The sequence below is a fragment of the Rhizobium sp. BK313 genome (genome assembly GCF_014193655.1).
Taxonomy (GTDB): domain Bacteria; phylum Pseudomonadota; class Alphaproteobacteria; order Rhizobiales; family Rhizobiaceae; genus Rhizobium.
This window is the reverse complement of sequence record NZ_JACHZQ010000001.1, coordinates 857,332-880,575: the sequence shown is the minus strand read 5'-3', so window position 1 is coordinate 880,575 and position 23,244 is coordinate 857,332. Positions and strand designations below refer to the sequence as shown.

Annotated in this window: 23 protein-coding genes; 15 read left to right on the top strand and 8 right to left on the bottom strand. The window is 55.1% G+C overall.

The features are described from left to right. Window positions 1–71 precede the first annotated feature (71 nt). The 10 genes from FHT86_RS38740 to FHT86_RS04120 all read left to right on the top strand — a co-directional run bounded on the left by FHT86_RS38740 (window position 72) and on the right by FHT86_RS04120 (window position 9,748). The gene (locus tag FHT86_RS38740; RefSeq protein ID WP_133705662.1) at window positions 72–323 is read left to right on the top strand and encodes a DUF982 domain-containing protein; all 252 of its coding nucleotides are present in this window, start codon (window positions 72–74) and stop codon (window positions 321–323) included. Window positions 324–952: 629 nt separating this feature from the next. After that, window positions 953–1,939 carry an ABC transporter substrate-binding protein gene (locus FHT86_RS04160; protein ID WP_246779375.1) on the top strand — a complete coding sequence of 329 codons (987 nt, stop codon included), beginning with the start codon at window positions 953–955 and terminating at the stop codon, window positions 1,937–1,939. Continuing rightward, window positions 1,939–2,805, top strand: coding sequence for an ABC transporter permease (locus FHT86_RS04155; protein WP_133705660.1), 867 nt, complete (start codon window positions 1,939–1,941; stop codon window positions 2,803–2,805). Before FHT86_RS04160 ends, FHT86_RS04155 begins: the two co-directional genes overlap by 1 nt. Next, entirely contained in the window at window positions 2,802–3,527 is a 726-nt protein-coding gene (locus FHT86_RS04150) for an ABC transporter ATP-binding protein (protein WP_133705659.1), read from the top strand. The genes FHT86_RS04155 and FHT86_RS04150 overlap by 4 nt, the downstream gene beginning before the upstream one ends. Before the next feature lie 12 nt (window positions 3,528–3,539). Then, on the top strand, window positions 3,540–4,877 hold the full coding sequence (locus tag FHT86_RS04145) for an LLM class flavin-dependent oxidoreductase (RefSeq protein WP_133705658.1): 1,338 nt from the start codon (window positions 3,540–3,542) through the stop codon (window positions 4,875–4,877). A gap of 18 nt (window positions 4,878–4,895) precedes the next feature. Continuing rightward, window positions 4,896–5,087: a GNAT family N-acetyltransferase gene (locus FHT86_RS38735; protein ID WP_409527579.1), complete on the top strand. Its 192-nt coding sequence runs from the start codon at window positions 4,896–4,898 to the stop codon at window positions 5,085–5,087. Between the two features lie 282 nt (window positions 5,088–5,369). Next, the gene (locus FHT86_RS04135) at window positions 5,370–6,122 is read left to right on the top strand and encodes an aminoacyl--tRNA ligase-related protein (RefSeq protein ID WP_133705656.1); all 753 of its coding nucleotides are present in this window, start codon (window positions 5,370–5,372) and stop codon (window positions 6,120–6,122) included. Between the two features lie 551 nt (window positions 6,123–6,673). Next, window positions 6,674–7,156 carry an NUDIX hydrolase gene (locus tag FHT86_RS04130; protein WP_133705655.1) on the top strand — a complete coding sequence of 161 codons (483 nt, stop codon included), beginning with the start codon at window positions 6,674–6,676 and terminating at the stop codon, window positions 7,154–7,156. Window positions 7,157–7,846: 690 nt separating this feature from the next. Next, window positions 7,847–8,719, top strand: coding sequence for an ornithine carbamoyltransferase (locus FHT86_RS04125; RefSeq protein WP_133705654.1), 873 nt, complete (start codon window positions 7,847–7,849; stop codon window positions 8,717–8,719). A 231-nt stretch (window positions 8,720–8,950) separates the two neighbouring features. Next, window positions 8,951–9,748 carry a class I SAM-dependent methyltransferase gene (locus FHT86_RS04120; RefSeq protein WP_133705653.1) on the top strand — a complete coding sequence of 266 codons (798 nt, stop codon included), beginning with the start codon at window positions 8,951–8,953 and terminating at the stop codon, window positions 9,746–9,748. A 193-nt stretch (window positions 9,749–9,941) separates the two neighbouring features. Here the strand turns inward: FHT86_RS04120 and FHT86_RS04115 are convergent, their stop codons facing one another. Then, window positions 9,942–10,484, bottom strand: a complete 543-nt coding sequence (locus tag FHT86_RS04115) for an NUDIX domain-containing protein (protein WP_133705652.1) — start codon at window positions 10,482–10,484, stop codon at window positions 9,942–9,944. Window positions 10,485–10,734: 250 nt separating this feature from the next. Between FHT86_RS04115 and FHT86_RS04110 the strand changes: the two genes are divergently transcribed. Together FHT86_RS04110 and FHT86_RS04105 are read left to right on the top strand one after the other, a co-directional pair. Next, window positions 10,735–11,151, top strand: coding sequence for an NUDIX hydrolase (locus FHT86_RS04110; protein WP_133705651.1), 417 nt, complete (start codon window positions 10,735–10,737; stop codon window positions 11,149–11,151). A gap of 146 nt (window positions 11,152–11,297) precedes the next feature. After that, window positions 11,298–11,972 carry an IMP cyclohydrolase gene (locus tag FHT86_RS04105; RefSeq protein WP_246779374.1) on the top strand — a complete coding sequence of 225 codons (675 nt, stop codon included), beginning with the start codon at window positions 11,298–11,300 and terminating at the stop codon, window positions 11,970–11,972. Window positions 11,973–12,710: 738 nt separating this feature from the next. Here FHT86_RS04105 and FHT86_RS04100 read toward each other — a convergent pair. Beyond that, window positions 12,711–13,238, bottom strand: a complete 528-nt coding sequence (locus FHT86_RS04100; RefSeq protein WP_133705650.1) for a GNAT family N-acetyltransferase — start codon at window positions 13,236–13,238, stop codon at window positions 12,711–12,713. Window positions 13,239–13,330: 92 nt separating this feature from the next. On the opposite strand from FHT86_RS04100, the gene FHT86_RS04095 reads away from it, so the two are divergent. Further along, window positions 13,331–14,245 carry a LysR substrate-binding domain-containing protein gene (locus tag FHT86_RS04095; RefSeq protein WP_133705649.1) on the top strand — a complete coding sequence of 305 codons (915 nt, stop codon included), beginning with the start codon at window positions 13,331–13,333 and terminating at the stop codon, window positions 14,243–14,245. 267 nt (window positions 14,246–14,512) lie between these two features. After that, window positions 14,513–14,929, top strand: a complete 417-nt coding sequence (locus FHT86_RS04090) for a GNAT family N-acetyltransferase (protein WP_246779372.1) — start codon at window positions 14,513–14,515, stop codon at window positions 14,927–14,929. A gap of 604 nt (window positions 14,930–15,533) precedes the next feature. Here the strand turns inward: FHT86_RS04090 and FHT86_RS04085 are convergent. The 3 genes from FHT86_RS04085 to FHT86_RS04075 form a co-directional block, all read right to left on the bottom strand. Further along, window positions 15,534–16,031, bottom strand: a complete 498-nt coding sequence (locus FHT86_RS04085) for an HIT family protein (protein WP_133705648.1) — start codon at window positions 16,029–16,031, stop codon at window positions 15,534–15,536. Between the two features lie 112 nt (window positions 16,032–16,143). After that, complete coding sequence (locus FHT86_RS04080; RefSeq protein ID WP_133705647.1) at window positions 16,144–16,677, bottom strand: HIT family protein; 534 nt, start codon at window positions 16,675–16,677, stop codon at window positions 16,144–16,146. A gap of 238 nt (window positions 16,678–16,915) precedes the next feature. Beyond that, window positions 16,916–17,275 carry a hypothetical protein gene (locus FHT86_RS04075; protein ID WP_133705646.1) on the bottom strand — a complete coding sequence of 120 codons (360 nt, stop codon included), beginning with the start codon at window positions 17,273–17,275 and terminating at the stop codon, window positions 16,916–16,918. Between the two features lie 1,169 nt (window positions 17,276–18,444). Between FHT86_RS04075 and FHT86_RS04070 the strand changes: the two genes are divergently transcribed. Further along, window positions 18,445–19,170 carry a hypothetical protein gene (locus FHT86_RS04070; RefSeq protein ID WP_133705645.1) on the top strand — a complete coding sequence of 242 codons (726 nt, stop codon included), beginning with the start codon at window positions 18,445–18,447 and terminating at the stop codon, window positions 19,168–19,170. Between the two features lie 309 nt (window positions 19,171–19,479). Here the strand turns inward: FHT86_RS04070 and FHT86_RS04065 are convergent, their stop codons facing one another. From FHT86_RS04065 to FHT86_RS04055, 3 genes are read right to left on the bottom strand one after another with little or no spacing between them, the layout of a single operon-like run. Next, a complete protein-coding gene (locus tag FHT86_RS04065; RefSeq protein ID WP_133705644.1) occupies window positions 19,480–21,399 on the bottom strand; it encodes a hypothetical protein in 1,920 nt (639 codons plus the stop codon). Beyond that, window positions 21,389–22,264, bottom strand: coding sequence for a hypothetical protein (locus FHT86_RS04060; RefSeq protein ID WP_246779371.1), 876 nt, complete (start codon window positions 22,262–22,264; stop codon window positions 21,389–21,391). Before FHT86_RS04060 ends, FHT86_RS04065 begins: the two co-directional genes overlap by 11 nt. Window positions 22,265–22,266: 2 nt before the next feature. Further along, window positions 22,267–23,211, bottom strand: coding sequence for a TRAFAC clade GTPase domain-containing protein (locus FHT86_RS04055; RefSeq protein ID WP_133705643.1), 945 nt, complete (start codon window positions 23,209–23,211; stop codon window positions 22,267–22,269). Window positions 23,212–23,244: the final 33 nt, after the last annotated feature.

Sequence of the window (23,244 nt, the reverse complement as noted above, 5' to 3'; positions counted from 1 at the left end):
CCAGCCTTGAGTGCCTTTGTTCCGAAGTGGCGCGCGAAGTCCACTTATGCTTTGGCCTTTGAGCATCAGCGGTGTGGAACGAACCAATAACAATCGAAAGTCGTCAGATCGGAAAATACATCACAATCGACAGTATGGAACGAGCAGCCCATCACGTCTTGCAGGAGTGGCCGAGAGAGCAGAGCGGCGAGACTTTTGAAACTGCCAAACGAGTGTTGCTCGATGCTTACGAAGGAAATGCCTCAATTGAATCCGCTCGTAGCGCCTTGATAGCAGCGGCGCAGAGGAAGCGGGAATACTTTTCTTCGAAACGTCATAATTAAGGACAGTTCGAAATGCCACCCGACAGCAAGCTGATTTACCTTGCTGCCTTCGATAGGGATGAAGACTGAGAACTGGCTCCGGTCTTCGAGCGGTCAATCGAGTCTCTTCACGAGGCCATACGCGACCCCCGGGAGATCGCCGACCAACACGATGGCGTTATTGCCTGGGTTCGGGAAGGCAGTACTTATCTGCGCGAATATGGCCCCCCAAAAGTCGTGTTTTGGACGGGGGATTCTACCTTTCGGAAAACTGTGAGAACATGCCCGTCCGGCAACGGGAAGATCCGCCCGATCGGAACGTCACCCCTCTAGCGGCACACGCACAACTTTATCTTTATATTAGGCATCGCTGAAATTGCGTTGGAGACGCTCACTCCCACCCCGTCGTAAATTCTCTCTCGCCATCCCTCTCCCGCGCGATAATGCAGAAGCGCACTTGAACTAGCGGTGTCGATCAGAAGGACATACACGCCCCCGTGCGCCTGGGACGAAACGATCTTTCATGCATCGGCGGTGACAACGGAAGAGTTTTCGCGCTTCCGGCCGTGAGATAAAATCTCAATCCTACTATATCTATAAAGTCACTATACATTAATGGGGAGCGCGATCGATCAGACACGGAGCCCATGATGAGACGTAGGACTTTGTTGCAAGCTGTCATGATTGGTCTGCTTGCTGCTTCAGGAGCAACAGGCTCGTTCGCTGCCGACCCGTCAACCAAGTTAGTCGTTGCAGATCAAAGCGAGCTCGTTCGCAATCTGCTAGACGCCAGCGGAGAGCGGAAGAACATCAATTTCGATATCGAATTTCCTAATTTCGCTGGTGGTCCGGCGATCCTGGAGGCTATTCGAGCAGGCGCGCTCGACATCGCATACGTCGGAGATACGCCGCCAATCCAGGCCAGGGCATCCGGCACCCTTCTCCCGATTATCGGAACCTTCACGCGTGACGTCGCCGAATACCGCCTGACGACCAGGCCCGGACTGGTCATTAACAAGCTCTCCGAGCTTAAGGGAAAGAAGGTTAGCTACGTCGAAGGATCCGGGCGGCAGGTATTTCTCATCGAGGCCCTGAACCGGGCCGGACTGAAACTCAGCGACGTCCAGCTTGTCAATCTACGCGTTGCGGATCTCCCGGATGCAGTCAGGTCGGGCGCGGTCGACGTCGCCGTCTTGCAAGAACCATTCGTCACCAGACTGACTAAGCAGGCGGGAGCCTCGCCGGTCCTGGACCCCGAGGAGCGCAAGCTTCTTCCCAGCACCTCCTATTTCTACGCCCGGCCGGAAGCTCTGGCAGACCCGAAGAAGGTCGAGGCCATCAAGGAATTCCTGACTGCATTCGTGCGTGCTGGCAGGTGGAGCAACGAACACAAAAAGGAATGGGCGAAGTTCTACTACACCGATTTTCAGCATATTCCGACGCCTGATGCCGACGCGATCATCAGGGGTCAGTCGCCTCTGATCTTCCAGACATCGGTGGAGGCAGTCCCGCACCATCAGAAGCTGATCGACACCCTTTATCAGGCCGGGTCGATCAAGGAACGCTTCGATGCGAAGACCTCCTTCACCGATACGTTCGATCAGGCGATTGAGCAAGCCCGCCAGGGAGGAAGTTGATGGCCGACGTACTCCAATCTTCTGTTGCGCGTTCGCCCAGCCGGTATGGCAAAGGCGAACAGCGTGGGGTTGCGACCCCCGCGACGAAGTCAGTCCGACTTACCCCGGCTAAACTACCCGCAGGATTGCGGCTGCTTGGCCCAGCGCTGATCGTCATCGTCTGGGAGGCTGCGTCACGGCTCGGCTTTCTGTCGCCATATACTCTTTCGGCGCCCTCGACTGCCCTGCAGACCGGGTACGACATGATCCTCGACGGATCCTTGCTTCCGCACCTTCTCGCCTCCGCCGGTAGGGCGTACACCGGCCTTTTTCTGGGCGTAATCGTCGGCGTCGCCCTTGCTCTGCTATCCGGACTGACGCGAACCGGTGAGGCTCTCATCGATGGCGTTGTCCAGATCAAAAGAGCGATCCCCACGCTTGCATTGATTCCGCTGGTGATCATCTGGCTCGGAATCGGCGAAGAGATGAAGATATTCCTGATCTTCACCACCGTTCTGGTGCCCGTTTATATCAACACCCACGCGGCACTTCGCGCCATCGACATCGGACATGTCGAGCTCGCACGCACGCTGGGGCTGACGCGGTTGGAGTTCATTCGCCACGTCGCGCTTCCAGGGGCGTTACCCGGCTTTTTCGTTGCCCTTCGCCTCGCAGTCGCAATCTCCTGGACCGCGTTGGTTGTGCTCGAACTCGTGAACACCCAGACTGGCATCGGATATCTGATGAACCGGGCACGCGACTGGGGCCAGACCGACGTCATCGTCGTCGGTATCTTTATCTACGCGGTGCTCGGCCTCGTATCGGACGCGGTGGTGCGGTTCATCGAGGGACGCGCTCTGTCCTATCGGAGAGCTCTCGGGTCATGAATGCACATGCTCGCATTCCAAATGCCGTCGAGCTTCGGGATCTGTCGCGCAGTTTCAAGGGAAAGACGATCCTCGACCGTGTCTCGCTAGAGATACCGCATGGCCAATTCGTCTCGTTGCTCGGCGAATCCGGTTCCGGAAAGACCACGCTTCTCCGTGCCCTGGCGGGACTCGACGACGACGCCGAAACCCTGGGCGAATTCTATGTTCCGGAGAACACGTCGGTCCTCTTCCAGGATTCGAGACTGCTTCCCTGGAAGTCCGTTATCGAAAACATCATCCTCGGCTTGCGCCGCCCGGACGCCCGGCCCGCCGCACTCGACATGCTGAACGCCGTCGGATTGGGCGACAAGTCGGATGTTTGGCCTTCGACCCTATCGGGTGGCCAGAAGCAGCGTGCATCGCTGGCGCGGTCCCTCCTCCGTTCTCCAGAACTGTTGCTCGCCGACGAGCCGTTCGGAGCGCTCGACGCCCTCACCCGACTGCGCATGCAGGAACTGCTGATGCGCCTGGTGGAAAGGGAAAGACCGACGATCATCCTGGTGACGCATGACGTAGACGAGGCGCTGCTTCTCTCTGACCGCATCCTTGTTCTGAAAGAGGGGCACATAGCCGAAGACCACCTCGTCCCCGCGCCGCATCCGCGACGCGCCCATGACCCCGAATTGCTTTCGCTCCGTGCCAAGCTCCTTCTGAGCTTCGGCGTCACTGAGCGCGTTTGAAAGGTATCGATAATGTCCCGGCAATTGCACCTGAATCTCTTTCTGATGTCGCGCGGCCACCACGAGGGCGCGTGGCGCCATCCGGGCTCCAATCACAAGGCGCTGACCGATCTCGAACTCTATGTCGAGGCTGCCCACATCGCCGAAGCCGCGAAGTTCGACGCGGTCTTCCTGGCGGACACCTTGGCCGCCGGGAATAGCAGTGGACTGGCTTCCTCCGGTTCGCTGGAGCCGATCGTCCTGCTGTCTCTGCTCGCGGCCCACACACGGAAGATCGGGCTCATCGGCACAGCTTCAACGACCTACAGCCTGCCCTATACGCTCGCGCGCCAGTTTGCCACGCTCGACCACCTGTCCAAAGGCCGCGCCGGATGGAACATCGTCACCTCCTGGGCACCTGAAGCAGGCGCCAACTACGGACTCCAGCAGAACCTCGATCACGCCGACCGCTACAAGCTCGCTGAGGAGTTTGTCGAGGCGGTAGACGCTCTCTGGAAGAGCTTCCCCTCAGATGCTGTCGTCGATGATCGCGATGCTGGCCAGTATCTGGATCTTTCACGCATCACGCCCGCGAACTACCAAGGCCAACACTACCGGACAAAAGGCCCTCTGAACGTTCCGGGGAGCCCGCAGGGACGGCCAGTCTATATCCAGGCCGGGCAATCGGATTCAGGCAGGTCCTTTGCTGCTCGATGGGCCGAGGCAATCTTCACAGCTCACATGACGATCGATTCCGCAAAGTCCTTCTATTCAGATGTGAAGAACCGAGCGGTCGCTTATGGCCGCCGTCATGAGGACATCGTTGTCCTGCCAGGGATCAGCGCAGCCATCGGCTCGACGCAGCGCGAAGCCGATCAGATCTGGGAGGAGCTTGATGCACTCACGAGCACCGAAGTCGGCCTCACCCGGCTAAGGGCGCGCTTTGGCGGACATGACTTCAGCCACGTTCCGCTGGACCGTCCGCTCACCAAGGAAGATTTTCCAGATCCCAATGCGGTTGAGGCATCCAAGAGCCGCGTCATCGGTTACGTCGACATGTCCTTGCGGGAGAAATTGACCCTCCGGCAGTTGTTGCGCAAGCTCGCTGGCGCCCGTGGCCATTTTGCCATCTCGGGCACGCCGGAGAGGATTGCCGACATCATCCAGGAGTGGTTCCAGTCGGGCGCTGCCGACGGTTTCAACGTCATGCCGCCAATCATAAACAGTCAGCTCTCGCTGTTCGCGGACGAGGTCGTGCCGATCCTCCAGAAGCGCGGTTTGTTCAGGACAGATTACGAAGGTGATACCTTGAGATCGCATTTCAGGCTCGGCGAGGTCGAAGCTGATCGTACCTTCGCCCAATCCGCATAGCGTTAATGGCGATTGGCGGTGATCGATCCGCGATGCCGGAGAGTCTTTGGTAGAACGATGATGAACGCTGTCGAGAGATTAGCCCGAACGCAAAATGTAAGTGTGCTCGAAGTCCACGCTGCATCCGATGCAGTGGCTTTCTACGAGCGGATTGGTTGGGAAATGGTCGACGCGGACCGGGCGAGCCCTCTGATGACGAAGACCTTGTAATGACCGCACAAGGCCGGAAGCAGACGAGAACATCGACAGCTCTATGCCAGACGCTGGCAAAATAAAGATTGACCCTTTGCACTGACGAATGCATTCATGCGCGTTATGAGCAACACACACGCAGCATCGATGAATGAAGGCCGCAACCAGCGGGCCGTCTTCGCATGCGTGTTCGGAGGACGAGGTCTTCGCGTCCGGTCGTGATGCCGCGCGTATTCGCGCGACCGACTGGACGTAAAGCATCCACCCCATCCTCTTAATGGCCATCATGGAGATTCGGCCATGCTCAGTATTCTGAATGTAAATTCGCTCGTGCACTGGGAGGAACGTGAAATCCTCCGACGTGAAGAGTTTATCCGATATTTTTCGGAGGAAGTCCGCGCCTTCCTCCGGTCCATTAATCCGGCCTGGGACACGCGGCGCGTGGAAGCCCCCGCGCTCGTCCCCCGACACCTCATCTCCGATGCTTACGAGAACGCCGATGTCTGGGTGCAAGAGAAGCTGACGGGCACCGAAACGGAACTTGTCCTTCGTCCAGAGACCACCCCTTCTACCTACGCCTACATGGCGCATCTCCTCAACACTCATTCCGGTGCTAAGTTGCCGCTCTGCGTCTGGCAGGCTGGACGCTCTTACCGTCGTGAGCAGGAGCAGACGACCGCGCACATGCGGCTCAAGGAGTTTTGGCAGATCGAGTTCCAAGCGGCCTTCTCCGCCGACAGCGACATGGACTACCACGCGGCATGTCTTGAGCCCGTCCGGAAGATGATCGCCTCGGTGATCAATCTTCCCACTCGAATTGTGGAATCCGACCGTCTGCCGAGCTACTCTCAGGTCACAATGGACGTGGAGGTTGACAACGGTTTCAAGTGGATGGAGATCTGCTCAATCTCACGTAGGACGGACTTCCCACGCAAGTTCGTCTCCCGAGCGAAGGGGGGCGCGACCCGCGAACACGACGTCCTCGTCCTAGAGATAGCCATCGGCCTAGACCGTTGCCTTCACAATTGGTCAATCGCCGCAGACCGGGCCTAATCGAGATCAACAGGTGCCTTTGTCGTCTCGGTCTGAGCTGAGGCGACACATTCAATGGCTGGGTCTCCAGCTTGATGACCACAATTGGGCCGACAGCGGAAGACGGCCACTTCCGGAGCGCCAATAGGCGAAGCCCAGCGCCACCCCGAACACGCCAATTAGGGGACTTTGCGGCGTCGCCACTCAGTCCCGTCAGCCGTTGTCGATTTTAACGCCCATAGGCGGATCGCCTTCTCCGCTCGCGCCGTCAGTATGCAGATGGAAGCCATGAGTTCCATCTTCGTAAGTTCGCCTAATTCAGCCAAAGCCTTGCACAAGCGAAGTTCGGCAATCGCTCGCAGGGTTGGGTTCTGACGAACGATTTTTCCGAGCGGCCCGGCTTTCAGAAGCACCGCAGTCATGGCGTCCAGATCGCCGCTCGAAGCCTTTTGATCTTGCGACTGGGACGGGCGTTGCCAAAGGGCTTCTCGACGCGGTAACTAGCTACCCTACCGGCCATCGTCAGGAATCAATTTGCACCCCATTATTTATGGAATGACTGGATCAAGCCCATGAGCAAAGACGGACCCCACCTCGCACGTCTCGCTGAATACACAGAAGTGATGATACGTGGCGAGACGTTTGAACAGTTCGGTGCTGTCTGTCTCCGCACCGGTTCACAAGGTCGGATCGAAATCCTGCTTGTTACTACCCGCGAAACGCGCCGCTGGACGATACCAAAGGGGTGGCCGATCAAGGGATTGAAGCCGCACGAGGTCGCGGAGCGTGAAGCTTGGGAGGAAGCGGGCGTTAAAGGCAGAGCCAAGAAGAGACCCCTTGGCTATTACACCTATCTCAAGACACTCGCCGACGGGAATAAGGCTCCCACGATGGTGGAAGTGCATCTTCTTGCAGTCGATAAAGTCTCCGACAAGTTCCCTGAATATAGGGAGCGTACCATAGAATGGATGTCTCCCGTCGAAGCGGCCACCCGCGTAGAGGAGCCAGAGCTAAAGGGATTGCTTGTGGCTTTAGAAACGCGCCCCGCCGCTTGAGCAGTTTGCAGCGCCTTGGCTAAAATGTGGCGCGTACGGCCTGCTCCACCATGACGTCATTACCCTTGCGCAAATCCCCTTCCGTGATCCGGTCGGGAATAACAGGCTCGATACCGACTCCTTAGAACTGTCGGCCATTTGGAAAACTCTGCCGTTTTACCCCGACTCACAGGCGCATCCCGTCGCCCAAATCAGCCCTAGTAGCGCCGAAACCTTTTCGAAAATTGAAGTTGTCCTTCTATGCTGCCATGGCTGCGGACATACAACTGGGAGCAATGCGTCACGCAAACGCGGGATCGATCTCCCAGGACCTGGAGCAAGTGAAACATGCCGAGATTGCCAACGAGGGGCAGCTTTTTCGGAAGAATAATGCATGAAGAACTATGGGATGCCCTAAAGGGACCCTTTGTTACAAGATTCTTCATTGGCGTCGGAATGCTGGTCGGCTTGTTAGGCGTAGGAGCCTTGGGTCTCCATCCGATCTTCAGGGCTGCTCTCGGCGTTGTTTTGATCCTGCTATGGAAGCCCCGATCATGGTTCAAACGCTTACAAGCGCGTCATCCCCGCCACTACTAGTAGGTTGAGATCGCAACCTACGGCGATGGAATTCCACCCTTCCTCGCCAGCATATTTCGCGTTTAAGTTAGCGGCCATCGAGGGCTATTCGGATTGATGAATGCTGAGGTGAGAATGCCGAAAAATTCCAACAGGGACTTTCTCGAATTCCATGGACTACCGCCAGACGTAATCTTATCCATCATCGACCGTGCTCAGTTCCTCGCAACGGCCTGGACCGACCGAACGATGCCCCAAAGCTTGTTTGGCAAACGCGTTGCGCTGATTGCCGATGATAGTGGCTGGAGAAACACGACCGCCTTTGATCTGGGCGTACAGGCTCTGGGCGGCATCTGCGTGACCTCTCCAATCAGCTTTAATCTCCGCGAACCGACAGCTGATTTGGCGCAATATCTCGACAACTGGTTCGACATTTTGGTTGTCCGAACCAAGGAACTATCGATGCTGAAGGACTTGGCATCGTGCGCCAAAGCTCCGGTGATCAACGCACGAACAAAATCCAATCACCCGTGCGAAACGCTCGGCGATCTCGCTTATATCCAAAGCAAGAGAGGAACCCTTGAGGGACTAAAAATCGCCGTGGTCGCTCCGGATGCGAATATTCTTCGGTCCTGGGTTGAAGCGTCCATATCGTTGCCGATCCAGGTCAAACAGGTCTATCCGGAAAACTGGCATGTTCGGGACGTGTCGCTACTGAACCCCAACTTTGCCGCCAGCACCGATCTGAGTGAGATGTCGAATGCAGATATCATCGTAACGGATTGTTGGCCCAGCGGGGCAAGTGAACACCATATGCTGCGATATCAGATATCAGCATCAATGCTTGAAACGTGTCGCCGCGATGTGATCTTCCTCCCCTGCCCGCCTGTCGCTAGAGGACAGGAAGTGACAGTGGATGCAATGAGCCATCCAGCCTGCCAGAGCGGCGTTGCAAAGGCATATCTTTTGCACGCACAGAACGCCTTGCTTGAATGGGTTGCTGCCTAGTAGAGGGCCAGCCCCTAACCGAAATGTGGAATCAAAGTAGATATTGGTGCTAACTCCGCTTGCACCATGGGCGTTCCCGGCGGCTTTTCTTGCTTAGAATATCTTCGTCAAGCATTCTGAGGACTCAGTTGTCGCAGAATGCCTATCTTTGTGACGTCGCATTCAGTCGAAATACCGTAGCTTTAATCGGGACTCTTGCGAATCTGAGTTCAATGGCACCGAGGGCACCGCATGTCATCTATAACCACTGGCAATGAAAAGCAGTATAGCGACAGCCGAAAGCTTGCCGCCCGCGCTCGCCTCAACAGCGAATATACGATTGCCGAAATCGGCTGGTTTCCATGGGTGGCGAGACAGCTACCCCTCAACGCCGGAAATCGCATTCTGGATGTTGGCTGCGGCCCTGGCTGGTTCTGGGCGGCGACGGTGAACGAACTGCCGGAAAGTCTCGACCTCACCCTTTCCGATCTCTCCCCAGGTATGGTGCAAGAGGCGGTTGAGCGCTGTCAGTCATTGGCGTTCGGTGAGGTCACAGGTCAACAAGCCGACGCGACCGCCTTGCCCCTTGAGGACGGCTCTTTTGATGCCGTCATAGCAATGCACATGCTCTACCATTTGCCGGACCAGCCGCAGGCCATCGCGGAAATGTATCGTGTGCTGAAGCCGGGCGGTTTCCTTGCGGTGACGACCAACGGGGCTGGCAACATGCGCAAGATGTATGAGCTGACAACCGTGTTCGGCAGTCCTCCCTATGATCCTGCCGGGGCCGCTTTCGGCTATGACACTGCTGAACGGCTCATGCAAACCCAGTTCGGGAATGTCACCATGACGCAGCATCCAGCCCGGCTACGGGTAACGGAGCCGGAAGACGTATTCCTGGCGCTCACGTCCTATCCGCCCGGTGACGAAGCCGACGAGGCACGGCTTGCCGCGTTTCGGGATGCGATCACCGAGGCATTTCGGGTGGGCGACGGCGTGCTTGAAGCCGAGAAAGAAACCGGCCTGTTTATCAGCCGGAAAGCGTCCTGAATTGTCGCGAAATTCATGCAGCGGATCGTAGTCTTAGGTAACGTTGAACTCGGCCCAATAGACGACTGGCAACGCATAATCGACAGCACCACCGTTCGGGGCCATTCTCAGGCTGCTGGCGCAAAAGGGGGACTGATAAGGAGGCCTTTGGTCGATAACGCGGTGGCTTTTTTCGGGAACGTCAGGCGCGTTGTTATTTGGAATTCCCCACAAAATAGATTACATCTTGGCATTCGTCGAAATATATATCTGCCAATTTGCTTGTTTTATCATTGATCATGTCAATGAATATTTCATACGGAACGAGTTCGACAGATTCTACTTCTCCTTTATCAATTGAAATATCTTCAAAACAAAATGTACCTCGTGCAATATAAATATCGTTAAAGTGCTTATCTATATATGTGGGGCTTAGGATCGCGTCTCTTCTATACGAAAACAAGAAATCAATTTCATATCCATCCGGATTCAAACCAAGCTCCTCTTTTATCTCTCTTCTCGCCGAATCCATGCTGCTCTCGCCTGCATCGATGTGACATAGAACTGAAATGGTGAATGCACCTGGATAATGGTCCACATATTGTGACCGCTTTTGGAGGACAATCATGTTGTCTTGGTTGAAAAGGTAGAGATGGATCACGCGATGAGGCTTACCTAGTGCATGAACCTCTTTTCTAGTAAGGACCTCTCCTGTGCGCAAACCGTTTTCATCAAGAACGTCGATTAAGCCGCTCATTAATTCCTCCTTGCCCAAGCAAGATTAAGGCCTGCCATGTGGTTTGTCTGGGTTCCCACATGAATGTAACCTGTGTTGCGAGCGTAACTTAACTTCGGACGGAACCGCAATGGTTGTGTTGTCCCATAGCTAAATGGGGTCAGGACTGCTTGATCAGAGCCTGAAAATGACGGTTACTGCTGGTTCATTGTAACGAGCGGCGGCGCGACAGGCAGCATCGGCACGATGTCGATGAATCGGAGAAGCATAGATGCCCGACATTGCGATGGGTGCCCTAACCCAGAACGGAACCGTTCTGCTTGCAAGACGAGGTTCCAAGCGCAAGGCGCATCCAAATCGTTGGAGCCTCCCCGGCGGCCACATTGAGAATGGCGAAGACGCTGAGACGACGATGTGTCGAGAACTGATGGAAGAGATCGGCGTCAACCCAGAGCATTGGCAGTTTGTCGGGAGATTCGTTTCAGAATCGCCGCCCGAGGCATCCGCCACGTTCCATGTCTATCACGTCGATAAGTGGCGCGGCTGTCCGCGCCTCATCGATGATGAACATACCGAGCTAAGATGGTTTACCGCTGCCGCGATAGGATTCGAAGCCGAGTTGGCGCTCCCTCAGCTTGCTGAAATGCTCGGGAATCTAGCTATGCACCGAAGAGCGGAGTCCGCTTAAGCCTCACAGCGATTATGGCGTCACGTCGGATTGATCGGTCCGGGGCCTAAGTCGCTCGGCAGGAATGCCCCTAAATCCAGGCGACGCAAAAGTCAGTTGTGTATCCAAACCTCGCAAACTGGGCAGGCTGGTAATTGGTTGCTACGATGGCCGCCGTATTAACCCGGAGAATTTTAGAGATGTATGTTGGTCGAATTGTTGGAGTAGGTCGCAATCGAAAAGGCGATTTGACCGCTGCCTATAGGGTTTCAAGCAGATCATACCCTAACAGGAATGCAGAAAAGCTGGGCAACACTGTGAAAATTATTGCTCAGCCGGGTAGCGCCGACGCAGCATCAGACAGCCCTTACATCGCCTATGAATGTTTAATTTGGAATGCGCGTTTTGCAGTTGTAAGCAACGGCACTCACACAAGACCGATTTATGAGCGGCTTCAGGCAGGCAATGCCCCGCGAGATGCGATTGTGAGCGTTCTCGTTGGCTTAGACCGTGAGTTCGATCAGCACGATACGCCCCGAATTTGTGGTTTGGTTGACCTTGCCGAAAACAGGCTTTGGCTCGGCAGCATAACCGCTACCAGCTTATCAGTTATGCCGATAGAGGCCCAGCCTGGCCAGCTCGCGTATATCACGACCTATGAGTTTCCTCATCCTCGTGTTGAACAAATCGATATCGACTTCGACGCTGCTGACCCGAATGCAATTTGCCGCCATATAATCAATGCATCGGTCTTCTCTCAATTCGAGAAGCCTGTTTGCGCCACGTCCTGGATCGCGTCAGCATCAGAACATGAAAGCGCGACGCTCAACTCTATCCGTTGACTTCATGCAATGGGATGACCTACTTCGGGCCGACATCGTCAATGCCGATTGAAAAATCCTCAAAAGTGCCGAAGTAAAATTCCCCAATTATGCCGACGTGGACGAGAGGGAGAGATGGCCATTTTTCGGTGGCCTGCCGCGCGGTTTTGATGGCGGCGCGAAGGCGGGCCGAGCGATGAGGGCTTTTGAGCGGACGTGCTCCGGCATGAGTTCGGCATGTTGACGGGGCCAGTAGCTTGAGCCCTCGATCTGGATGACGACAGCATGGTGCAATATCCGCGCCACGCGAGATCGCTGCCAGGTTAGAACGGTCGCGTCGCCAGAATTGCTGCGGTTCGTCGGTGCGCCAAACTTGTCCTGGAATTTCGAAATCGGTTTGCCACGCCATTGGCTGCCGACTTTGTTGTAAGATGCAGCAGCGGCTATTCGATCTCGCAGCCAGGCTAGACGTCTTTCGCATAGCCTGCCCTCCGCCCTCTGCGGTTCATGCGTGTCAAGAAGGATCAGCCTTCCATACGACGTATCGATCACCTGGAAGTCGGGCCACTTGTCTCGCAACTTCAGCGTAGGCGAGCGGATGTCCATCGTGGGTTAGATCCCCAGTGATAATGCACAAGGCAGCATCGCCATGCTCGCGAGAAATTCGGGAAATGCATCGTTCCAACTGCTCGCCGGGGCGTAGCCCGTGAAGCTCCTCGCCAGGTGTCGTAAGATGAAGATCGGAAAGATCTACGAGCTTCAGCACTGTGCAGCTCCGGCGGCAGGAAATGCTTTACTCAGGATCACGCTTCGGTAGTTCGTATGCGACCACTGCGCATACTCCGCGAAGCGATAGCCCAAGCGTGAATACCATTCGACGAGATGATTGGCAGACTCGGCGGTATCAAGCGCGATCTCTCCGGCCCCACTTGCGACCGCCCGGCTCTCGACCGCCTTGAGTAGACGTAGTCCGATCCCTTGTGCTTGAAGTGCCGGATCGACCGCAAACTGGCCCAGAGAAGCAACGTCTGGTCGGTCGTACCAAGGGCATCCAGTTGTCTGCTTTGCGGATCGGAACAGGATGGTCCCGCAAACCTTCCCATCTAGCACGGCGACAAGGCAGGTACCCTGACCGATGCGGTTGCGTGTGACGGTCTCTGTCTGATGGGTTGCCATGTATCGCAGTCCCATCCGTGCAAGATGTCCATAAGCATTGTGGAGAAGGGCCGTCAGCTCTGAGATGGAATCAGACGGCTGCAACAGTCGGATCAGGGCGAGTTCTGTCATCGGAAAGGTCCATTTCTATCAACCTGTTGTGGCTGTCTTCCCCTTAATTTACAATTGAGTTAGCGTGAGCGATCTGTCAGGAAATCTCACATATGCCCAGATCGCTCCCTCCGCTGAACTCTGTGAAATCGTTCGAATCCGCCGCTCGCAACGGGAGCTTGATGAGCGGCGCGGATGAACTAGGCGTGACGCACGGCGCAATCAGCCGCCAGATCAAGATTCTTGAAGACTGGCTAGGTGTTCGTCTGTTCATAAAGGAGGGGCGGAGAATCACATTGACGGCGGACGGAAAGCAGTTCCTAGAAGAGGCTACAAAACTCCTCGACGGGCTGGCACTCGCGAGCGAACGCCTTACAGGCAGTGAGAAGTGCAAAGTTCTCAGGATCAACGCCCCTCAAACCTTCACGATGCGCTGGCTCATCCCGCGCTTGCCTGCTTTTGCCAAGGCCCATCAGGGAATTGAGATTCGCCTGGCGGCTTCGATCGATCCGATCGAAAAGGTCACCGATCATTTCGATCTTGCTATACGGCGCGGCCCAATCGAGGATGGCAGTACGCCTTTCCTATCCGAAAGCTGCGTTCCCGTAGCCAGCCCCCGGCTCATCAAGGCACTGCCCGTAAACTGCGTTGCAGACCTTGGCGCACATACATTCCTGCACGCCGAGTCCGTAGCATCCCTATGGCCGCGTTGGCTCGACAAGGCAGGACACCCGCAGCTGACCGGAAAAGCACAATTGCGTTTCGAGCCGCTTTATCATTCTCTACAGGCGGCGATTGATGGCGCAGGCGTCGCGATGGGACCAAGCGCACTTGTGGCGGCGGATATCGCTGCTGGTCGGCTCGTCAGATTGTTCCCGGAACTACCTCTGACTATGGAAGACTTTCATGTACTCGTGCGGCCTGCTGTTGGCATAGCACGTCATGTCGGATTATTTCAGCGTTGGTTGATAACTGAGGGATCACAGGATGCTGAGTTTTTCGACAGATTCTCCAAATCGCTAGGCTAGCAATCGCCGTCCCATTTATCGGCCACAAAATCGGGGTTTCACGGCCGACTTTCTTGAGCGTTTAATGACCGCAATGGGCCGACAGGAGCAGGCGGCGTGCCTCTCGCACTTGACCGAAATCCTATGGTAGAGGTCGCTTATAGCAGCCATGATGGACGCGGCAACTACGCGCCAAAACCGGACGTTGCTGTCACTGACTGCTCGGCTATAGTTGGCGGCGGATGACCACAATCCCATACAAATTGCATTTTGAGAACGATCAGCAAAATGTCGGAAAAATATAGGCTACCTGAAGAGTTTCTTACCAACCGATTTCTGGTAAGGCGCATTGTCCCATCTGACGCTCAGGCAATCTTTGATGGCTGGAACACCGATCCAGAAGTAACGAAATATCTGACCTGGAGGCCACATTCAGAGGTTCACCAGACGCGAGAGGCGGCTGAACGCAGTCATCGCGAATGGGATACAGGAGCATCGTTTCCTGCCGTAATCTGCCTTCGCGACCAGCCGAACGAATTGGTCGGGCGCGTAGATGCGCGACCTGTCGGTCATAAGGTATCCTACGGATGGCTTATTCGTAGAGATCGGTGGGGCGACGGGGTTGCGAGTGAGGTTGTCAGGTGGGTTGTAGAGCATGCGCTTTCGCACCCCTCATCTTTCGTACTGAAGCATCTTGCGACGTGATGAACGGAGCATCAGCTAGGGTTATGGAAAAGGCCGGAATGACAAAAGAAGCACTGCTCCAGCGTTACCTTCTGCACCCAAATATTTCGGATATACCGAGAGATGCCTTTTTATATTCTAAGGTGCGTTGAGGGCAGGCGATGACTGCTTCGCGCCCGCTGTCTGTTTCCGCACCCGCTCGCAAAGGCGGGTCGAAATCCTACTTGTTGCCACTCGCGAAACACGCCGCTGGACGATACCAAAGGGATGGGCAATCAAGGGATTGAAGCCACACGAGGTCGCCGAGCATGAGGCTTGGGGAGGAAGCGGGTGTCAAAGGCAAGGCCAAAAAGAGACCCCTTGGCTATTACATCTACCTCGAGAGACACTCGCCGACGGGAATAAGGCTCCCGCACTGGTGGAAGTACATCTTGCAGTCGAGAAAGTCTCCGATAAATTCCCTGAATTCAAGGAGCGCACCACAGAATGGATGTCGCCCGTCGAAGCGGCGACCCGCGTAGAGGAACCAGAGCTGAAGGGGTTGCTTGTGGCTTTGGAAACTCGCCCGGCCGCTTGAGCAGTTTGCAGCGCCTCGGCTAAAATGCGGCGCGTACGGCCTGCTCCATCATAACGTTATTATCGTTTTGCGCAAAAGCTCAATGACATCGCACACAGACGGACCTTTTATGGGAGGTGGGTCCGTTCGCTCACAAAACTCGCGCCATACGAACAAGGTCATCTCCGCCCCATCGGTAACCGTTTCTCCTGGCCCATCTGCAAATGTTTCGAGGAGCCGATAACGGGCATCATTCCAAAACAATTCCTCGACCCAGCCATATATCGGGATCACGTGAAAGTGGATCGGATATCCCGGAGTGTGACCGTAGCGGCCGATGTAAACTCGCTCGGAACCCAGACCCGATTTCAACGCATTCTGAGCTTTGGCAAGCAACGGTCCAAGTTCAGCCAGAGCCTCACTCGAAAGCTCACTCAGGTCATTGGTGAACATCTTGGAACTGACCATGAGATAGCCGGGCAGCACCGAGTTGATGCGATGGTTCACCAACCATCCTTCGGTTTCGGCAATCTGGAAGCGTTCTGGAATATCGTAAACTGTGCCCATGCGCCAAGCTAACAAGTTTGGGACCCTAGGCAACGACCGTAGCCGCGTCGGCGTCGTTCAGCCATCTGCCAAGGCTGTCCCGGACATCGCGACTGTTTCAAATTGACGAGATTTAATTCCGGCCTGCCGCTGAACCGTCACCCTGATGTGCAAGCTCAGCGATAAAGGCAGCACGGATACGCTTGGCCAGCTGTGCCATTTCGTTGTCATCGATACGCAAGACGCCGTTCTCGGCCATTAGAGCATGATATTGTTGCGCTTCCAAGGGAACGCCTTGCGGTAGCGGCGCAACATGGAAGTGAACATGGCTGTTTGCCTGCCGACTGCCGAGTGAGAGAACGTATATGCGCTCCGCGTCGAACATCTTTTTCAGAACGCGGGATAGTACGTACACCAGTTCCTGCAAGTGAAGGTATTCGGTTTTTGAAAGGTCGTGCGAAAGGTCCTCGCGATGTTCACGAGGGCATACTAGGCAATACCCCTGTAGTGTTGGATATTTGCTCAAGAAAATGATCGCTTGAGCGTCTTCGTAGACACGATGATGAAAGAAGGCTGGGTCATTGGCGACGCAACGGCAGATGAAGCATGGCCTTGATCCAATTCCGTCGAGGTAAGCGTCTAGGTCGAATCGCTGGCGTTCCGTCACGACTGCCCTCCCCTTATTAGACGTGGGTTGCATCCGCATCCCGGTTCGACCGAACACTGCATTCAGAATAGACGATCAACGAACTGTTCGGTCTCCCAGGTGCTGAGAAAATTCGCTTCCCGCGCAATCCAATCGACCGCATACCGACCGCAGTGATCACTATCGTCACCTGCCGATCCAATGCGGCCATCATCGTAGTCAGCCTAATCTTCTCTTCCATGCTGGAATTAATTGACGTTCAGATCAGCTCGCCTACCGCCTGATCCAGAAGCCTGCAAGCTTCCCGCAACGGATCATTCTCGTCGCCAGAACCGAGAAGAGGCTCTAACTGCGTGTAGGCCAATGCCATACTGTGAATCGCATCGTCGATGGGCCCCTTGCGAAGCTCGGCCACGTCCAATTGAATTCCTTTCAGAACATCGGCAGTTGAGTTTTGCGTGATGCCGCGTGCTCTCAGGTATTGCTCATGTTGGCGAATCATTGCTTCCGCCGCCGCTGCTGCATCCCAAACACTATCCAGGTCACTATCGCCGTCGCCTTTGATGGGTTCGCCCCATATTGACGCTGATATTTGACGTAACCACCCGAGCATTTTCATGCTATTTCACCACTATTCGTTGAGGAAATATAGTCAGCCGACGGCAACAAGGCTAGATCGTTGACCAGTTGTTCCGACGACTGGCTCGTTTGACCAAGCCTTCGCACTGACCCGAGGCTGGGGCCCGAGCCCCGACCAAACCTGAAGGAGATCCGCTTCCTCATGTAAACTAGTGGGACGATCGATACGCGGACGGCTCAATAAAATAACAAAGCCGCGTGGTTCACGGAAGTGGTGACTGAAGTAACCGGTGGCTCTCTGTGTATGCTCAGAAGTACGGTTGCCCTCACTTTTGACGGCGTTTCGCGTCACGCAATCTGTCACGCGACATCCCGCTTCGAGCATTCTAAAGTTAAAGCTCCGGAATATTTCCTCCCCCGCCGAAACCTAGTAGGCGGGTTTTTTATGCACTCATGAAAGGCGGAGCCGTTCGCTGTAAGCGCAACGTCTATCTCGACTTTTGCGCAACTCCGGATAGAGTCGGCCCGATTAGAATTATTGGGCATATTTCGAAGATTGTTTAGGTAGGCGTTCCTGCATGCTTGATCTATCTCAGCCTTGGGTGATCGGCCCAGTCGCTTGGCTAGCGACGATTGCGGCGGTGATTTCTTTCTTAGGTTCGCTTATCACACGCAGAGGGCTCACGGCGGGATCGCTCCTCAGTTGCCCGGCCCTCGCAGCCTTTGCAGTTGCTGGTGCGTTGTATCTTTGGCCACCTCCCACGTGGCCGCTTTTGACGGTCTTGCTCGCACAAGTTACGTCAGCAATCCTATCCATCATGTTGGGTTTCCTCTTGCGAAGCGTCCAAGTCAGCAAGGATTCCGCGCACCATTTGAAGATTCGGCCACGGCCTGATCTTCAGCTAGTCCGCAAGACGCTACTGTACGGGATGGCTTTGCTGGTTCTCTGGGATGGTCTAACGATGATATTTTATCATACCCGATGCGAGGACCTTACCTATTCGCGTGATGCTGCGAGGTGCATGAATGGCGAAATGATAATGGGAGTCCATGGCCCGTTTTCTAACGTCTACTACGCCTGCTACTTCGGAATTTTGGCTTTTGCCGTTCCCATTTGGGTGGGTTTCATGATGCTTCGGCATTGGGCGACACGTTCGGAGGAGACACCGAAATGATGGACGTGCTGTTTTCTAGAAAGGGCTGAAACAGGTGTGGGACAAGCTCAAAAAGCCTGATATCAGGGATATTTTGCACCGGGCGTGGATCACCTGGAGATATTTCATCCCATTTCTTGCCGCTTCATATGTGGCGATGTCCCTATATCCAAGCGATTGGGTTGCCGTGCCATTGGTGGTCCTGAATGTTGGGATTGGCATAACCGTCTCTAACGTCGTGCACATTGCTCTGCGGCGTAACATGCCCTGTATTGGGATTTGCGGATACACCACAGCGGTTCAAGGCGAGGCAATTCCTGTCGGGCTTTCCAACGGAAAATATTTGTTTGTTCTACTCGGTGTCGCCGACCACTCGTTTAGATCCGGAAACATGCCGTATCAAGCGTTTAGGCCTCTTCCGCCGTATAGGAAGATAAGCGAACTTCCCCGTAATCCTTTGAACGTCCCACCGAAGTATGTTCCCACAATCATTTACTTCGCCGATATGGCGGATCCCGAAAGCGCGGTCATCGCCAACCAGGACAATTTTCAAACTCTCGTGGGAGAAAATGTGCGCTTGATGAACGTATCGGTGAAGCTGACGGACGACCACGTTTCAACGGGGATCGATCACTTGCTTCCCTGGGTCAAAAAGCAGGAGGTCGTGCAGAAGTCGAACGAAAATATATCAACGTCACATTTTCGCTATCCAGAAACAGACAGCAAATCGAAGCCATTGCAATCTGATTATCCCCGGTTTCTTGAAAGGAATGACTGGTAATGGACGCAGCTCTAATGGATGCTGTACTTGCAATGAATGCGTATGACGCTAGCGGAACAACCGGCATCATTACAGTAAGTACTCTCGGAAATTGGACTAATATCCGGGAGGATTCAATTCCTAGCCAAAATTACTTTGCAGTCGTATATCAGGACGTTAGTAATTACACCCTGGCCTAATGATAGGTGCCCAGAGCAAACGTCCCTTCATCGGCCATTGGTGCCAGCACAAGACTTACCCAGAAGTACATGAGATACCCAAGCTTTGAGATAAAGGCTGGCACCGCGCGGAGCACATCGATAGCGCGGCTCAGTTGAACCACGACCACGGCTGAAAGGGCTTAAAGAGGCTGAGCGTTTCTTCTTTGTCTCGGTTTGTGGCGTATGCAAGATTTTCCTCGGACAGACCTAGTGCGACGACTACATCATCAACGTTGCCTCCGTCCTTGTAGTGCCGCCGCAACAATTTAAGAATTCGGCGATCAAGGTCCCAATTTTTATCGTGGTGCGGCAACCAGCGGCTGAGTAAATCCTGCGACTCTTGTGACACTTCCCCTGCAAGAACGCGCGGCCGAAGCATCGGCAAAACATTTGCCAAAACACCATGATTGTTTCCAATCCCATTGGCGATACAGAGCACGAAAATGAAGCTCAGCATGCGCGTTTCGTCCGAATATTCGAGGTCGCTCTTTCTGATTCCCTCTAACCACGTCCGGGCAGCGTTTGGACCGCCAACTGGATACTCGAATAGCCGCGCACATGCGGCGACCGCACTCCCACTTCGCAATTCGTTGACGAAGGGAAGAAAGTCGACAAAGCCCTCTGCGAAGGCTTTTTGCCATCCTCTACCCAAAAGCCGGTCTTGGAAAAGTTCCACAGCGACTTCAAGGACGGCTTCCATCCGAACCGCTTTAGGAGCGCCTTGGAACGCCTCCCGATCCCGCTCAAGGATAGCTCTCAAGATGACAAGATGGCTCTCGTCAGTGACAGAGAGCACAAGATCGAACAAATCACCGGTCGAAACACGTTCCAAGACAACATCCGCGATCAAATCCGGTCGCTGTCGCATATAAGGGACCAAAAGTTCGGCAGGGAAACGATCTGAGGCGAGTATCTCAGTCGACAGGCAACAGGCGAGCGCTTCGAAGATGTCCTGAGCTATCGGTCCGAGCGGATCCTTGCGTTCTAGCAAGGCCGCCGCAACATCCGGAACAGTTTCAGCCGGTATGTCTACGAACAGCGAAACGATCTCATTTCGCGCCGTCGAGGCCCGGTCCATATAATGATCACTGACAAGGCGTATCATTTCGGCCGGGCGCACATGCGGAACTAGCGACAACGAGCTTACACCGAGACCAAGAAGATCGCGTTTCAGCGTTTCAGCCTCGCCGTCTCCGAACCTCTGAAACACCTGTTCTGCAAGTTGCGGCAAACCTTCAGGATCGTTGCTCATCGCAAAGAAATTCACCAGATCAGCAAACGCCTCTTGGGGCTTATCGATGTCCTTTCCATACCGCCACAAAAACCGCCGCAACGGCGTCACGTTAGAAGCATTGGCATCGTGAACAGCGTACGGCAGCCACCGAGGGAAAAGATTATGTTCATTCGCGGACGGGTGTTCGTCGAACCGGAAGGACTGGCTGCGCATAACCGACGTGGAGGGTATCGAACGAAAACCGAACTGGGCCCGTAATCGGGGCCATTGCTGCGACCAGATGGCCAGGATCGCCCGCTCCCAGTCTTCGCTCGGGATGTCATCATAACGGAGCGGATATCGCAGATAAGTCGCAGCGAGGAGTCGCTCAATTGTATCCGGCTCGGCCCGCGAACCGTCCCGCGCTCTCCGAAGTACAGTTACTTGGGACGAGTAAAAGTTGTTCGTCTCGTAGTCGTCCGGACGACGGAACAGCGGGTGAAACGTGCTCAAGTCGATCTGCGATGAAAGGACTGGTCGTGGCAGCAGCAGGACGTGACTCCACACACAGCCGGGACGTGGCATCTCCGGAGCAAGCCAGGTTCGAATAAGCGCGTACCGTTTACTGTCCGGCAATAGCGCCCCTGTCAGATAGCTTTGCGAAGCCGTGAGGCGAGCGCCGGGCGCTAGATCAGATATGGCAGCCAGTTCGTATAGATCGACCGACGAAAGGCTGACAGAGGACCGCAGTTGGCGATGGCCATTGGAGTAACCAAAGACCGCCTGATCCACTGCATTGTAGTCGTCACTCACCATTTTCTAGGCCACTCAACCAACGAACTGGGTGCGTTAGATCATGCTCGCTCGCTCCATTTCCGACAATCCGAATTCTTTCGCTAGCTTTCGAAAGTTGCAAGAGCCTCTCACGATCACCTTTTCCGGTTTCATCGCCTTGCTCTGGGACCTCGCCGCCTTGGGCGGACACGCCGTATACTCTCGTCGCCACTCGCGAGTTTCGCAAATATTGATCTAGAAGAGGCATCTCTTCCCGAAGCCAGCGTTGGGGATCGTCGTGATCTGGTCCAAGGTCCCAAGCGGATATGATGACCGCGATGTGTTCCGGTCGACAGTTGACCGGGACATCGGAGAAGGACTGCAACAGATCGACAAGCTGGACCTGCCGTGGCGTTTTGGCAGGATCGAAGTCTTCGACCATCGATTCATCTTCGGGAACGTCCTCAGAGGTATCTCCCACGTAAGGGGCCATATCGAGCAATGTGACATCATCACGGACGTGACCAGCGCTGACGAACAGCATGAGCCCACCAACATCGGTGAACTCCCCGGCTGCGTCCTTGCTCATCTCGCGACTAGCATAGGCGCGCTCGAATGTCTCACCCGCTAAGTCCACGAACTTCAACGCGATATTTGATCCGCTCTTCGGATCGCGAAGGTTCATCGCAATCTGAGCAAGTTCCTGCTGAGAGGTTCGGGGGACCCGCCAGCCGTCGGCCCAGATTTGTGCAAGCCGCTCAAGATACGCATGGTCCCCGATGTGCAGCCCGCGCTTCAGGGACGTCGGAACCTGGCCAGAGTCAACCAAATACCATAGCGCCGCCGCAAAGGTGGTCTTTCCGGTAGACTGCAATCCCATGACAACATGGCGTATCGTTTCGCTCAAAACTAGCTCCACCGCCCTAACAACAGGTCGAATTGCCGCAAACCATCCGCGACAGGTAACGGTCGAGTGTCGATAGCAACGGGAGCTTCGCACCAACGAGCGACCAGCTCTTGTAGACCTACAAACCCGATCAAATGGTTGGCGCTGGGCAGCGCGCATATTTCATATGTCGCAAACCCGGGCCAATGCGGCTTGAATTCGTCCATCAACTCCTTTTCGTAAGCTCTCACTGCCTCAAGTAGCGCCGGATCACTTTCGGGCCGCGAAACCTTATCGAGCTTGGTCACAAGAACCTCGATTTTCGCTCGCTTGGGCACCGCTCGATTATCGATGAGCGCTCGGATCAACTGACTGAACGTGCGCCGGTAGGTTGCGCGTGTTTTGATGTTTGTCAGCTTGGCGGCGTCCAGCAAAAAGCAAACGCGGTCAGCCAAAGCCAGCTCCCGTAACTCGGGTATCAGCGCCGTGTTGACGCGGGCGTCATCAAAATCCTCGCCCGATCGATCCGATATGATTAGGTCGGTCGTATTGTTGCCGCTACTGAGACAGAGGTGGAAAAAACCCACGTTGTCAGCGCGGCTTGTACGATACGTTGTGGGCGTCGCTCGCCTGGTTTTTGCGAGCGCCAAATGGTGACGCTCCGCGAAGGCCCGGAGCGTTTTGCTGGTGACAAACGAGTATTCGCCTACGCTTCCTTTGCAAAACATCCCATAGAGACATGCAAGGAGCGTGGTCTTACCGGCCTTCTGTTCGCCGACCAAAACGATCGTGTGCGTCGGAACCCTGTTTCGAAGAGCCGTCAACTCGGCGGTTAGAATTCGTTCGTTCGGGCACAGCCGAACGTTGTCAGTCGCCGTCGGAACAGTCGCCGCAGAAGGACCCGGCTCATCGTCACCGGAATCAAGGAGCTTCTCATCATCTTCGCTGTATTGCGGACAAGCGTCCACCGGGTCATTCCCCAGGACACATTTCCCGCTGAC

Bases quoted from the DNA above. Each gene is read 5' to 3' on its own strand.
- FHT86_RS04095 (WP_133705649.1), top strand. From the start codon at position 13,331: ATGCCCAGATCGCTCCCTCCGCTGAACTCTGTGAAATCGTTCGAATCC.
- FHT86_RS04150 (WP_133705659.1), top strand. From the start codon at position 2,802: ATGAATGCACATGCTCGCATTCCAAATGCCGTCGAGCTTCGGGATCTG.
- FHT86_RS04065 (WP_133705644.1), bottom strand. From the start codon at position 21,399: ATGGTGAGTGACGACTACAATGCAGTGGATCAGGCGGTCTTTGGTTAC.
- FHT86_RS04120 (WP_133705653.1), top strand. From the start codon at position 8,951: ATGTCATCTATAACCACTGGCAATGAAAAGCAGTATAGCGACAGCCGA.
- FHT86_RS04105 (WP_246779374.1), top strand. From the start codon at position 11,298: ATGGCCGCCGTATTAACCCGGAGAATTTTAGAGATGTATGTTGGTCGA.
- FHT86_RS04155 (WP_133705660.1), top strand. From the start codon at position 1,939: ATGGCCGACGTACTCCAATCTTCTGTTGCGCGTTCGCCCAGCCGGTAT.
- FHT86_RS04115 (WP_133705652.1), bottom strand. From the start codon at position 10,484: ATGAGCGGCTTAATCGACGTTCTTGATGAAAACGGTTTGCGCACAGGA.
- FHT86_RS04110 (WP_133705651.1), top strand. From the start codon at position 10,735: ATGCCCGACATTGCGATGGGTGCCCTAACCCAGAACGGAACCGTTCTG.
- FHT86_RS04130 (WP_133705655.1), top strand. From the start codon at position 6,674: ATGAGCAAAGACGGACCCCACCTCGCACGTCTCGCTGAATACACAGAA.
- FHT86_RS04145 (WP_133705658.1), top strand. From the start codon at position 3,540: ATGTCCCGGCAATTGCACCTGAATCTCTTTCTGATGTCGCGCGGCCAC.
- FHT86_RS04135 (WP_133705656.1), top strand. From the start codon at position 5,370: ATGCTCAGTATTCTGAATGTAAATTCGCTCGTGCACTGGGAGGAACGT.
- FHT86_RS04100 (WP_133705650.1), bottom strand. From the start codon at position 13,238: ATGACAGAACTCGCCCTGATCCGACTGTTGCAGCCGTCTGATTCCATC.
- FHT86_RS04090 (WP_246779372.1), top strand. From the start codon at position 14,513: ATGTCGGAAAAATATAGGCTACCTGAAGAGTTTCTTACCAACCGATTT.
- FHT86_RS04125 (WP_133705654.1), top strand. From the start codon at position 7,847: ATGCCGAAAAATTCCAACAGGGACTTTCTCGAATTCCATGGACTACCG.
- FHT86_RS04085 (WP_133705648.1), bottom strand. From the start codon at position 16,031: ATGGGCACAGTTTACGATATTCCAGAACGCTTCCAGATTGCCGAAACC.
- FHT86_RS04160 (WP_246779375.1), top strand. From the start codon at position 953: ATGAGACGTAGGACTTTGTTGCAAGCTGTCATGATTGGTCTGCTTGCT.
- FHT86_RS04075 (WP_133705646.1), bottom strand. From the start codon at position 17,275: ATGAAAATGCTCGGGTGGTTACGTCAAATATCAGCGTCAATATGGGGC.